The sequence below is a fragment of the Tatumella sp. JGM94 genome, from assembly GCF_018257595.1.
Classification (GTDB): domain Bacteria; phylum Pseudomonadota; class Gammaproteobacteria; order Enterobacterales; family Enterobacteriaceae; genus Tatumella; species Tatumella punctata.
In genome coordinates, this window is sequence record NZ_JAERJN010000002.1 from 62,367 (window position 1) to 75,604 (window position 13,238).

The 13,238-nt window shown below is 51.6% G+C and carries 12 protein-coding genes; 5 read left to right on the top strand and 7 right to left on the bottom strand.

Features of this window, described 5'->3' with window-relative positions; genetic code table 11:
- Positions 1-76 precede the first annotated feature (76 nt).
- Positions 77-538, bottom strand: a complete 462-nt coding sequence (locus JK216_RS01975) for an ester cyclase (RefSeq protein ID WP_212711166.1) — start codon at positions 536-538, stop codon at positions 77-79.
- A 14-nt stretch (positions 539-552) separates the two neighbouring features.
- The gene (locus JK216_RS01980) at positions 553-1,977 is read right to left on the bottom strand and encodes a gamma-aminobutyraldehyde dehydrogenase (protein ID WP_212711167.1); all 1,425 of its coding nucleotides are present in this window, start codon (positions 1,975-1,977) and stop codon (positions 553-555) included.
- A gap of 281 nt (positions 1,978-2,258) precedes the next feature.
- Between JK216_RS01980 and JK216_RS01985 the strand changes: the two genes are divergently transcribed.
- Both JK216_RS01985 and JK216_RS01990 read left to right on the top strand, forming a co-directional pair.
- The gene (locus JK216_RS01985; protein ID WP_212708498.1) at positions 2,259-2,984 is read left to right on the top strand and encodes a GntR family transcriptional regulator; all 726 of its coding nucleotides are present in this window, start codon (positions 2,259-2,261) and stop codon (positions 2,982-2,984) included.
- Positions 2,984-3,703, top strand: a complete 720-nt coding sequence (locus tag JK216_RS01990) for a cache domain-containing protein (protein WP_212711168.1) — start codon at positions 2,984-2,986, stop codon at positions 3,701-3,703. The genes JK216_RS01985 and JK216_RS01990 overlap by 1 nt, the downstream gene beginning before the upstream one ends.
- Before the next feature lie 40 nt (positions 3,704-3,743).
- Here JK216_RS01990 and JK216_RS01995 read toward each other — a convergent pair whose 3' ends face one another.
- The 5 genes from JK216_RS01995 to JK216_RS02015 form a co-directional block, all read right to left on the bottom strand.
- A complete protein-coding gene (locus JK216_RS01995) occupies positions 3,744-5,180 on the bottom strand; it encodes an FAD-binding oxidoreductase (RefSeq protein WP_212711169.1) in 1,437 nt (478 codons plus the stop codon).
- Positions 5,181-5,241: 61 nt separating this feature from the next.
- Entirely contained in the window at positions 5,242-6,567 is a 1,326-nt protein-coding gene (locus tag JK216_RS02000) for an APC family permease (RefSeq protein ID WP_212708501.1), read from the bottom strand.
- A 118-nt stretch (positions 6,568-6,685) separates the two neighbouring features.
- Positions 6,686-8,146, bottom strand: coding sequence for an APC family permease (locus JK216_RS02005; RefSeq protein WP_212708502.1), 1,461 nt, complete (start codon positions 8,144-8,146; stop codon positions 6,686-6,688).
- A 363-nt stretch (positions 8,147-8,509) separates the two neighbouring features.
- Positions 8,510-9,448, bottom strand: a complete 939-nt coding sequence (locus tag JK216_RS02010; RefSeq protein WP_212711170.1) for a 2-hydroxyacid dehydrogenase — start codon at positions 9,446-9,448, stop codon at positions 8,510-8,512.
- On the bottom strand, positions 9,384-9,743 hold the full coding sequence (locus JK216_RS02015; protein WP_212710539.1) for a hypothetical protein: 360 nt from the start codon (positions 9,741-9,743) through the stop codon (positions 9,384-9,386). The genes JK216_RS02010 and JK216_RS02015 overlap by 65 nt, the downstream gene beginning before the upstream one ends.
- A gap of 61 nt (positions 9,744-9,804) precedes the next feature.
- Between JK216_RS02015 and JK216_RS02020 the strand changes: the two genes are divergently transcribed.
- The 3 genes from JK216_RS02020 to JK216_RS17195 all read left to right on the top strand — a co-directional run bounded on the left by JK216_RS02020 (position 9,805) and on the right by JK216_RS17195 (position 13,232).
- Complete coding sequence (locus JK216_RS02020; RefSeq protein ID WP_212710538.1) at positions 9,805-10,839, top strand: MsnO8 family LLM class oxidoreductase; 1,035 nt, start codon at positions 9,805-9,807, stop codon at positions 10,837-10,839.
- A gap of 114 nt (positions 10,840-10,953) precedes the next feature.
- Positions 10,954-12,291: an LLM class flavin-dependent oxidoreductase gene (locus JK216_RS17190; protein ID WP_212708506.1), complete on the top strand. Its 1,338-nt coding sequence runs from the start codon at positions 10,954-10,956 to the stop codon at positions 12,289-12,291.
- 2 nt (positions 12,292-12,293) lie between these two features.
- Complete coding sequence (locus JK216_RS17195) at positions 12,294-13,232, top strand: ABC transporter substrate-binding protein (RefSeq protein ID WP_212708517.1); 939 nt, start codon at positions 12,294-12,296, stop codon at positions 13,230-13,232.
- Positions 13,233-13,238: the final 6 nt, after the last annotated feature.

Here is a 13,238-nt window from a genome sequence, read left to right on the forward strand (position 1 = left end):
CCGGCGGTTAGTACCGCGGGCTGACTTTTTATCCAATGGCCCGCTTCGATCCCTGTATCTGACTCACTGCCCTGACTTATTTCAGCTCCCTGCTCAGGGTGGCCGAATCATAATAATCCCCCTGCCAGATTATTTTTCCCTGTTTTAGCCGGATAAAAGAGACTCCGGTAAAACGTACTTCCTTACCCGTTGCCGGGCTTCCTGACCAGTTCCCCGTATTATGTCCGGAAAAGACCCATTCAAAGGCAATCGCAGAGTTATTCTCTACAGGCTGGCCGGTCATTTGCCATTTCAGATCCGGGACTCCCTGCATAAAGGGAGCAATCACCTGTTGCTCTGCGGCAGAACGGCCGGTGACTGGTTTGCCCACTGACGCATCGAAATACACTCCCTGCGGAGCAAAATAACTGGCTGCCTGATGTGCATGGTGCTGATTCCAGGCCGCCATATACGCTTTGACGATCTGCTGCGGGCTCCCGGCGGCCGAACAGGTCTGCAGGGTGGTCAGGGTAAAAATAATGCAGATCACTTTTTTCATTACCGGTATTATCCTCAGGAAATATCACTCATCACATGTTTGATACGGGTATATTCTTCAAGAGAGTAGGCGGACAGATCTTTGCCGTAACCTGATTTCTTAAACCCGCCGTGGGGCATTTCGGCACAAAGAGGAATATGGTTGTTAATCCATACGGTACCGAAATCAAGATCATTACTGATCTGGTGGGCGCGGCGATGATCCTTTGTCCAGACACTGGCTGCCAGACCAAAGTCCACATCATTCGCCATCGATAATGCCTCATCCGCAGTGCCGAAAGACTGAATAGTCATCACTGGCCCGAACACTTCATGCTGAATAGCCTCATCCTGCTGATGCAGCCCGGAAATCAGGGTGGGTTCGAAATAAAAGCCGTCACTGTCGGCCGCTTTGCCACCGGCCTCAATTGTTGCATGGGCGGGCAGGCGTTCAATAAAGCCTTTCACCTGTTCCAGCTGCTGCTTACTGTTGAGTGCGCCATAAAATGCGCCGGTGTCATCGGGTAAACCGTAACGCAGCTGACTGATTTCGCTCAGTACTGCCTCAAGAAACTGCGGATAAATACTGTGCTGGACGATAAGACGGGTGGCAGCGGTACAGTCCTGGCCGGCATTAAAAAAACCAGCGGCACACAGGGTACTGGCGGCTTTGGGAATATCAGCATCGGCAAAGACAATCGCCGGTGCTTTTCCCCCCAGTTCGAGGTGGGCACGGGTCAGGTTTGCGGCCGCAGAGGCAGCAACCTGTAATCCGGCACGCACTGAACCGGTGATCGACACCAGCGAGGCCTGTGGCGAAGATACCACCAGCGCCCCGGTGGCGGCTTTGCCCAGTACGACATTGATACAGCCTTCAGGAAAGAAAGGCGCCGCAATTTCGGCCAGTAACAGCGTGCTGAGCGGGGTGGTGTCGCCGGGCTTCAGTACCAGAGTATTACCGGCGGCTAAGGCCGGGGCAATCTTCCAGATCGCCATCATAAACGGGTAATTCCAGGGAGTGACCTGTCCGACCACTCCCAGAGGTTCACGGCGGATCACTGAATTAAAACCACTGATATATTCTGCGGAGGCTTTACCTTCCTGGCAGCGGGCAGCCCCGGCAAAAAAACGGACCGTATCACAGGAGGCCACAATCTCTTCCTGGCGGATAAAGTGTTTAAGTTGTCCGGTTTCCTGGCTCTGCAGTTCAATTATCTGATCTGCATGCTGCGCTATAGCATCAGCCAGCAGCAGTAATGCTTTTTGTCGTGCGGCCGGTGTGGTCTTCTTCCAGAGACGGAACGCCTGTTGCGCGGCATGGTAAGCGGCATCGACCTCCTGAGGACCGGCTTCCGGACACAGGGCATATGCCTGTCCGTTGACCGGACTGATTAATTCGAAATAGTGGTCACTGTTTTCCGGCAGAAAAACATTATTAATAAAGTGAGATAATTTACGCACGGAGAATATCCTTTAACATAATATTTATTATGTTTTATCACCGGTCTGTGGAAAATTACAGGGTCAGTGCCATATGATTTTTATATGGCTGCCGGGTATCAGCAGCATCAGAATATGGCAGAATGACACAGGGCTGCCATATTCTGTATTGTTCAGCATCTGGCCAGAAAACCCCGTTTTCTCTGGCTCCGGCGCGGGAGTTACGTATATTTGTGGCGGGTTTTGTGGTATCAATATTCCCCCTTTTCTTTTAAGCAATAACACAAGAAATCACGAGGTCTATGATTACTCATGCTGTGATTTTCTCGCCTATTGGTCAATCCAGCCGTTCTGATCAGATTATTCAGCGACTGGCGAATGCCATTATTTCCGGCTTACTGGCAGCCAATGAGCAACTGCCTAATGAGGCAGATTTAGCACGGATGATGGGGGTCTCCCATATCACCATTCGTGAGGCGCTGAATACATTGCGGGCTAAAGGACTGATTTATACCGCCCGCGGACGTAACGGTGGCAGTTTTGTTGCTGAATCGATTGCCAAAGATCGGTCTGCGTTCGATGCGCTGCAAAATATCAGCACTGAGTATCTGTCAGATCTCGGTGAATGGCATTGTGCGATCTTTGTCCACGCCACACGGCTGGCAACGTCGCGGATGACAGACCGTGACGTCCATGGATTATCGCAGTTCATTGATACTCTTGAGCAATCAGCGACACCGGAACTTCGTTGTCAGTCAGATATGCGTTGTCTGCTGACCATTGCCGCTAACTCTCAGTCGGCGCGGATTGCCAACCAGGAACTGATGATCCAGGCGGAATGGGCGGCACTGGTGACCCCGTTATATCAGTCCGATGACTTTCACCGTACCGTCGTCCTGAGTTACCGGCAGTTGCTGGCCGCATTCCGTAATAACGAAGCATTACAGGCAATGGAGGTTGCCGGACAACTGATTAATCAGTTTATTTCCAGACTGATCGAGTTGAAATTCAGTATTCATACAACATAGTGAACAATATGCTCAGTGATGATGAATGTAAAAAACAACTGGCAGAGAAAACCGGCCATCTGCTGCAGGCGGTCACCGCATCTGCACAACAGCTTTCACGATTACTGGCCGAACGGCTGACCCGTATGACAGCCGGTGAATCTTTGCCGCAGACATTACCGGACAATCGGTTACGAAAAACCCTGTTCCCGGCGATAGAACAGGTTCTGACTGAGAGCGATTATTGCTTTGGTGCCGGTTTCGCCAGCCATCAGTATTCGGCTGAGAATCATCAGCCTTACTGGTTCCTTGAATGGTGGTTTAAAAGCCCGGGCAGTCACCGGACGTCTTGCCTGGAACTGGATCAGGCCACCCAGCAACGGCTGGATTTCAGTACGTTTGACTGGTTTAAGCAGCCGCAACAGCAAACCGTCAATCTTCACGGCCCGTATGTGGATTATATCTGCACCTCGGCGTATACCATGACCGCTTCTTCACCGGTAATCACTGGCGGCAGGCTGGCAGGTGTGGCGGTGGTGGACATGCTGGTGAGCGTTATTGAAGCCGAGTTACTGACACTGATCCGTCAGTGCCGGAAAAAACCGGTCATTATTAATCGCCACGGGCGGGTGATGGTGTCCAGTCATCCGGGTTACCGGACCGGTTCGCTGGTGGAGTATCAGCATCACAGAGATATTATTCACGGTGACTTTTTCCGGATTTTCTTCCCGGAAGCGTAGTGCCTGTCTGCCTGTCACCGGAATGACAGGCGGGGCAGGATCAGAATGAAATCATTTTACCCGGTGTTAATTTCGCCGAGATCCCCAGCAGTGTCTTGGCCAGCGGAATGGCGACCGGTGCCAGCTGACGACCAAGCAGTAACGAGGTGTGCTTAATCGAGGTCAGCATCCGGAAGTCATCATTCCTGCCGGTAATATCATCGGTAATCGCTTTGCCGATTCTCACCGTCTGGGCCACCCCATGACCGCTCCAGCCATGGACTGAATATATCTGGCTGTTTAGCCCGGATTTCCGGCAATCTGTTGCACCGTTGAGGGTTAAATCGGTGGTGCCGCTCCAGGCAAAATCCAGTTCAATATCTTCGCGCTGAGGAAACACGGTACGCAGGCGTGAAGTCAGATAATCAACTGTGCGGTTATTATCCCAGCGCATACCGGTGCCTTGCCCGCCGAACAATAAACGCTGGTTCCGTACCGGGCGATAATAATCGATCTGTAACTGAGTATCATAGACCGGCTTACCGGTTGGCAGCAGTGTCTGGTGACCACCGTCAATTGGTGAAGTGACCCCCACATAGGTATAAAAGGGTAATGTGGTTGCGTTATTTTGGTTAAGCAGTGCGTGGGTGGCGTCATGGACGGCGATCACCACCCCCCGGGTAGCGGTAATCACGCCGGATGCGGTATGTACCCGCGTACCGGCCGGTGTTTCTTCAATCTTTATTACTTCACTGTGTTCATGCACACAGCCACCGTTATGCATAAACCCGTAAATCAGGCCACGGTTCAGTGCCAGAGAATGAATCTGTCCGCCGCATTCATCCAGCACCCCGCCGTAGTAAATATCTGAGTGGATATGTTCCTGAAGCTGATAATTACCTAACACCGTCACCTGACTGTCGCCAAGAAATTTCCTGGCATCCGCAGCCTGTACCAGGGCATTCATATGGCCGGGATGCACGGCTGCCGTCAGATGCCCGTATTGACGGTCGAGCTGTAACTGATAACGGCTGGCGATATCATCGATCAGTGACATTGCTTCGGCAGAGGTAAAACGCCACAGACGGCGGGCTTCATCTTCAGGCAAATGCTCCAGCATTGACTCAGCCTCCCAGCGTGCCAGCCCCGGGGTCAGTTGCCCGCCGTTACGGCCGGAAGCGCCGGAACCGACAGTGTTTTTCTCCAGCAGTACCGTATCGATACCTGCCTCTGCCAGATGAAGAGCGGTCGACGCGCCCAGCAGGCCTCCGCCAATCACTACGAGTTCACACTGCTTGTCGGTTTCCAGTGGCGGAAATGACATCCAGGGGGCGAGCGTAGACTCGTAGTAATTCGCGGCAATCCCGGGGTCAAATTTGAGGGTATCTTCCTGTTGTCTTACCCAGTTCCAGTCCCCGTTAATACTGATATCACTGGCAGGGAGCGTTTTGGCATCATTAATTAACTGTGGCTTGCTAAACTGATTTTTTATATCCATTTTTTATTTCCGGCAGATTAATAAAATCACAGGTAAACACACTGTGCATAACTGGCCCCGTTTATTCGGAGGCCATCACTGATGATTTACTGACACTGTTATAAATAACCCAGACTAAGCCTGCTGCGGCCCATACGGATCCCAGTACAAAGGCATCATGATCCAGGCTGACCCACATAAAGGCGACGCTGGCTAACCCGCAACAGGGTGAAATAAGGTGATTAAAAATATCCCTGAATGAAGCGACTCTTTTTTCCTGACAGGCAAATTTTGCGATAACGCAAATATTTACTGAACTGAAGGCGACTAATGCGCCGAAGCTGATTAACGACACCGCAGTATCCAGACCAAAAAATATCGAACTTAAGGAAATGATCCCTGTCAGCAGGACACAATACAGAGGTGTGTTAGTCTTCGGGTGAATATATCCAAATACCGGAGACGTCAGGCGGTTTTCCTTACCCATAATATTCAGCAACCTTGCTGAACTGGCATGGGAGGCGAGTGCTGAGGCAAAGGTATTACACAGGATAGCCACCAGAAATATGGACTGGAATAACCGGCCACCGACATACAGTACAATTTCCGGTAATGCCTCGGTCGGATTTTTAAATGCGGAGTTGTCCGGGTAGTAAAGCTGAATAAACCAGGCAGCGACGAAGAAAATAACCCCGCCACTTAAGGCCGTATAAAAAATGGCTTTCGGGATAATCCCAGAGGGATTCTCTGTTTCTCCGGACAGGGTGGTGACAGCGTCAAAACCAAGGTAAGAAAAACAAAGAATAGCGGCTCCGCTAATCAGAGGCATAATACTGTGATGCTGGTTAAGCAAGGGGGCGAGGGTCATTACCCGCTGAATACCGTGACTGCTACTCAGGTCATGGACCACCATATAAATAAATACCACCATCAGTAAGACAGGCAGCCCGACGAATAAAAAGTTTGCATTGGCGAGGATTTTAATATTACAGCAATTAAAAAAGGTCACCAGGCTGGTGAATATCAGAATAGAAACCCATACCGGTACAGCCGGTAGCAGGGACTGCAGATAGATACCGGCTAATAATGAGTTAATCATTGGTAACAGGATATAATCCAGCAGTGACGACCAGCCAACCATAAACCCCGTATGAGCGCCGAATATACTGCGGGTATAAGTGTAGGCAGAACCGGATGACGGGTATTCTTTGACCAGTCGTCCGTAACTCTGGGCTGTAAATAATACCGCAACCAGTGCAAGCAGATAAGTCAGCGGTACTCTGCCGTAGGTCACTCCGGAGACAATCCCGAAGGTATCAAATACCGTCATCGGTGTCATATAGGCGATACCGATAATAACGACCTGCCACAGGGACAGGTTTCTTTTTGAAGTTGTATTGGATTGCATAATTATACCTTTCAGGGTTGGCGGGGACAGGTATCCTGCTGCGGCATACGCGGACAGCGATAAAAAATAAAATAACGACAATCTGCAGCGGGCCAATTTTTCGCCCGCAGCAGGTTAATCAGTCAGTGGTAATATCCGGCTGATAATGGGTACCCTGTTCTGTGTTGTGGTCTGGTCGTGCGAGCAACAAATATAAAGCACCGGACAGAAAGACCACCGCCAGTCCGGTGACCACAATCCACTGATCAGCAAGATTGCTGCCGGGACCGGGCTGACAGAGCAGGTAAATACCGGCCAGGCCATAGGCAAGGGCCAGAATATTCACCGGCAACCCGTAACGGCCTAAAGTCCAGCTGCCGGCCGGTTTCCGGCCCTGCAGCCGTTTGCGCAGGGCTGCAAGCACCACCATCTGGAAAGAGATATAAATCCCTGCCACGGCAAACGCGGTGATCCTGGCAAGATTATCGGGCTGGTAATATACCCAGACACACATCAGCAGGGGTAACACGCAGCTGACGATCATAGCGTTGTCAGGAACATTATTTGCTGAGATTTTCGCCATCCAGCGGCTGGCGGGTAGCATATTGTCGCGTGAAAAGGAGAACAACAGTCTGCTCAGAGCTGCCTGCAGTGACAGAATGCATGACAACATAGCAATAACGGCGACCCCGACAAAAATCTTCTCTCCCTGCGGACCGAGGGCATTATTCAGTATTTCAGCGATCGGGTTGGCAATTTTTCCCGACACAATCCCTTGCAGGTCCGGATAAGAGAGCAGATACCCGGCCACGGAAATAATCGCTGAAATAGCACCAAACAAAATACTGAGCATCATCGCAACCGGAATTTTCCTGCCGGGATTCTGCACTTCTTCAGCGACATTACCGCAGGCTTCAAAACCAAAAAACATAAATAGCCCCAGCAGTGATGCTGACATAAATGCATGGCTGTAACCGGCAGGCCCGGTAACAACGCCCATAGCATCGAAAATCACCGACAAAGGCTGGGTTCTGTGGAAAATTAACAGGTAGATGCCGAGTGCAATCACGCTGACAATTTCGCACCAGAAGCCGATACGTGCCACCCGGGCCAGATTTCTGGTACCGGAAAGGTTCACTGCCATCATCATTAATAGCAGCACTACCGAGGTTAATAACAGGTGAAATGCTGACGGAGTATAACTGAACAACGTTGCAACAAAGGTTGCACTGTATTCGGCAATCGAGGTGATAGTCACCACCAGAGCCCACAGATAGATCCACGCAGCGATCCACGCATACTTTTTCCCCCACAGGATACGTGACCAGGGATACAGCCCGCCGGTAATCGGGTACTGTGAAGCAACTTCGCCGAAGACCATAGCAACCAGCATTTGCCCTGCGGCGGCGATCAGTATCCACCAGATTGCCGGTGGTCCGGCAAGGGTCATGGCCAGAGCAAATAATGAATAAACGGCGGTGAGTGGCGATAAATAGGTAAATCCTAAAGAGAAGTTAGACATCAGGCCGATTGACCTGGTAAACCTTTGTTCGTCCGGTGGAGATGACAGGCTGAGGTCTTCAGTGGGGGAATTGCGCATTTACGCCTCCGGTATCTGGCTCTTGATTAAGAATTTTAAATTTATAAAACATAATATTTTTTATGTATATATAACCGGGAGGCTTATTATTTTAATTTATTGATTTTTATTGATAAATCATACATACCTCTTTCTTATGACCCCGGTGAATGCGGCGTTCAGCGGCGATTTATCCGGCAAAAAAGACCAGACACTCCGGGCAAAGGGACAGATAAAGAGGCGTTAACCGGCAGGCGGAACATGGAAGGGAAGATGATTGTCTGAGGCAGTGGCCAGGTCACAGCAGTGCCCGGCCTGATAAGCAATATCGTATAAATACAACGGCAACCCGGCCGCAAAGAGCGGGGGGTTACCCCGGGTTGATCAGCGGCTGATCACCGGTGTCAGTAACGGCTGTCCGCTAAAATATGCGCTGATATTATCGGCGACCAGTGTTGCCATCGCTGCCCTGGTTTCATGGGTCCCGCTGGCAATATGGGGTGTGACCACCACATCAGGCCGGTTAAGCAGTGCCGCAGGAACCTGAGGTTCATGGGCAAACACATCCAGCCCCGCACCGCTGATCTCCCCGCGGGTAATGGCTTCCACCACCGCATCTTCATCTGTCACACTGCCACGGGAGATATTGATCAGAATCCCTGTCGGGCCAAGCGCTGTCAGCACCTGCCGGTTAATCAGGCCACGGGTCTCTGGATTCGCACTGACACAGACCACCAGAATATCGCTGTTCTCAGCCAGAGTGATCAGACTGTCGTAGCGGGTCACCTCCGGATCGGTGACCGGACTGTTATTGAAACAGGCAATCGGCATCGCAAACCCTTTAGCACGCCGGGCAACGGCTTTACCGATCCGCCCGTAGCCGACAATACCCAGCCGTTTACCGGTCACCTTACTGGCCAGCGGAAAAGAGCCTGAGGCCCAGCGTCCCTGTTCGACAAATTTTTCCGCGGCGGTGATCTGTCGCGATACACTGAGTATTAAAGCCATACCCAGATCAGCCACATCATCGGTTAAAATATCCGGCGTATTCGTGACAGTGATACCTTTCTCCGTTGCCGTATGGATATCAATACCATCGTAGCCGACCCCGAAAACGGCAATCAGCTTTGCCTGCGGGAACTGGCTGATAAACTCAGCATTTACCACTGATTCCCCGCTGGCAACAATTACCCGGACTTCTGCAGCGAGCCTGCGGATCTCGTCAGCGGATAAACGGGAATATTCATATAACTGATAATCAGATTTCAGTTTTTCTTTCAGGGTCTGTGGCACTTTGTCGGCTAATACCAGGGATGAAGACATCGTTTTTATCCTGTATTAATGGAGTGAGAACCGCCAGCAGACAGGCGTGACTGTTGGCTGGTGGTCCAGTAAAACTAATACATAATCGGTGTGCTGTATAGTCTGCCGGCACCACAGACAACGCTCCTGTAAAGTGAGCACCACCCTGCGGCTTGTCGCCGGATATTACCGTGCCCGGCTTTTTAACCCGGCATCGGTCAGGACGGTTGTTTTCAACGTGACCCGAAAATATTGTTATCCGCTGAAAAGTTATATTTAAATTTAATATAACTAAGGGATTTTTTGATGTTTCCATTATTCACCTTCAGGCGCTAATAATTATTCCATAGTGTCATTATCAGTAAACGGAATAATAAATGCCTTATCAATTGAGTGTACTGGATAAATGCCTGGTGCCGGATAATGAAACCGCTACCGGCGCACTGAATAATGTGGCGGAACTTGCCCGCTTAGCCGAAAACTGGGGCTACCATCGTTTCTGGCTGGCGGAACACCATAATACATCGTCACTGGCCAGCCCTTCGCCGGAGATCGTGATTGCCTGGATACTGTCCCGTACCCGGAAAATAAGGGTCGGCTCCGGCGGGGTGATGCTGCAGCATTACAGTCCTTATAAAGTGGCAGAAAATTTTAATCTGTTGTCGGCGCTGGCCCCCGGACGGGTTGACCTGGGGGTGGGTAAAGCGCCCGGCGGGCTTCCCCTTGCCACCGGTGCGTTGCAGGAAGGCCGTGACAGTGCAAACGCCGCGGACTTCAGTACCCGCCTGAAACAACTGGACGACTATTTACAGACCCGCGAGGCGGCAGACCCGGAGAATGCCTTACTGGCCACCCCAATCCCTGCGGTCAGTGCCCGGCGATTTTTACTGGGTGCCAGTACCGCCAGCGCCAGCCTGGCAGCAGAGCTGGGCTGGGATTTCGTCTTTGCCGCCCATCTTAACGGTGACCGGCAACTGTTAAATACCTTTACCCGCTACTGGCAGAAGCACAGTCAGCGCCCGGTGAGGGTCGCCATTCAGGCGATTGTCAGTGAAGATCCTGACGTCGCCATGCGTCAGGCGGCAGAGCAGCAGTTATGGCAGGCTGAACTGGTCAATGGCCAGCGTGTCACGCTGGCCAGCCAGGCACAGGCCGAGCGGTTTATTCGCCAGAGCGGGAGTGAAGCTAAGTCGGTTACCCGCCGGCAGGCGGCAATTTTTGCCGGTTCAGCACAGTCGGTGATTGGGCAGCTTGACGCGCTACACCGTGACACCGGGATCAGTGAGTTTATTATTGATATTCCGGTCAGTGACCCGGCGGTGCGCAGAGAGACCTTATATTTACTGGCGCAGGCAAAAGGCAATATTCAGCCTCAGAAAGTGCCGGCAGAAAATATCATCCGGACGGCCTGATAACGGTCAGATTATATAATTATCCGCCGGGTATACAGGGGGGAATTCATCTGTCCTGTATTTAAATAGCAGTATCACTCAGAAAATAAAATATTACTTTTATAAGGGATCGCTATGTCTGTAAAACGTCAGTTAAGACTGGGAACTATTCTGCACGGAGCATCAGGTAATATGTCGGCGTGGCGGCATCCGTCGGCCACCGCTGATGCCAGCATTAATATTGATTTCGCCACAGAAACTGCCAGAAAAGCAGAGCAAGGGAAACTGGATTTTCTGTTTGTGGCTGACGGCTTATATATCAACGAAAAATCAATTCCGCATTTTCTTAATCGTTTTGAACCCCTGACATTATTATCCGCACTGGCCGGGGCAACCCGTCATCTGGGGCTGGTCGGGACGGTATCGACCTCCTACAGCGACCCTTTCACCGTCGCCAGACAGTTCGCCAGTCTGGATCATCTGAGCGGTGGCAGAGCCGGCTGGAATGTGGTGACTTCTCCGCTGGAGGGGTCGGCAAAAAATTTCTCCCGTCAGCAGCACCCTGAGCATGGTTTACGTTACCGGATTGCCAGTGAATATCTGGACGTGGTGAAAGGGCTGTGGGACTCATGGGAAGAAGGGGCGTTTATTCGTGATAAACAGAGCGGAGTGTTCTTCGATAAAGAAAAACTGCATACCTTAAACCACCACGGCGAGTTTTTTGACGTTGCCGGGCCGCTCAATATTGGCCGTACCCCGCAGGGCAGGCCGGTGGTCTTCCAGGCCGGTGCCTCCCGTGACGGTAAAGCGCTGGCGGCCAGACACGCGGATGCTATTTTTACCCATCAGAAAACCCCCGATGAAGCCAGAGCATTTTATCGTGATGTCAAATCACAGCTGGCGGAATATCAGCGCAGCCCTGACCAGCTGCATATTTTCCAGGGAGTCTCTGTCATTATCGGTGATGATGCTGACGATGCTGAACGTCAGTACCAGCAAACGGCGGCACTGGTTTCCATTGAGGACGCGCTGAATTATCTGGGCCGTTATTTCGAACATCATGATTTTAGTCAGTATCCGCTGGATGCTCCTTTCCCTGAACTCGGCGAACTGGGCGGTAACAGTTTCCGCAGTACCACCGACGAAATTAAACAGAATGCCCGTGAACGGGGTTTAACCTTACGCCAGGCGGCGCTGGAAGCAGCAACACCCCGGCCAGTATTCTCCGGGACGGCAGAGCAGGTGGCCGACGGACTGCAGTTCTGGTTCGAAAGTGGTGCGGCTGACGGCTTTATTATTAATGGCGGAACCCCGGAAGTGTTCGCGCGGTTTGTGGATGAAGTCATCCCGCTATTACAGCAGCGCGGCCTGTTCCGCAGGGATTATCCGGGATCCACCCTGCGTGATTCATTCGCGCTTCACCCGCCGGTAAACCAGTTTCAGTCAGCCCCGCAGGTACAGGAAGCCCTATGACAATGTTCAATAACAGATTACGCCGGTTTATCGTGCTGGCCGGACTGGCAGCTGCTTACAGCAGTGCCGCCGATGTCAGGATCAACAATACCAATGTCAGCCTGGCAGCCAATGCCCGCCCGGTGGATACGGTGAAAAATCCGACAGCTATCAGCCAGATACCGAAAAACTTTCACTTTGTTCACCCCGGGGAATTTACCGTCGCCGTCAGCGGGATGACCGAACCGCCGTTAGCAGTGATGGCTGATGACAATAAAACCCTGATTGGCAGCGAACCGGACATTGCCAGGCTGATTGCCGACAGCCTGGGGCTGAAACTGAATATTGTCCAGACGTCCTGGGATGACTGGCCTCTCGGTGTCAGCAGTGGCCGGTATGATGCAGCAATTTCCAATATCACGGTGACCAGAGATCGTAAACAAAAATTCGACTTTGCCACTTACCGTAAGGATCTGCTGGCCTTTTATGTCAAAGATAACTCTCCGCTGAAATCAATCACCAAAGCTGCGGATATTGCCGGGCTGAAAATTATTGTCGGCTCAGGCACTAACCAGGAAGCTATTTTACTGGCGTGGGATAAAGAAAACCGCAGCCACGGGCTGGCCCCTTTTACTCCGGTATATATGCCTTCCGGTTCTGCAGAGAGCCTGGCGTTACTCTCCGGACGGGCTGATGCCTATTTCGGGCCCCATGTACTGGGTGCATGGAAATCGCAGGTTACCGGGCAGACACGGTTTGCCGGTGCCGTTGATGGCGGCTGGCCTAAAGCGGCGCATATCGCGGTCACCATGAAAAAAGGTAACGGACTGGACCGGGCGGTACAGACTGCCCTGAATGGCGTGATTAACAATGGCGATTATCAGAAAGTATTAAATCGCTGGGGAGAAGGGCTGGAGGCTTTGCCATCGTCTGAAATTAATCCCCCCGGGCTGGGTGACTAGGAGGCA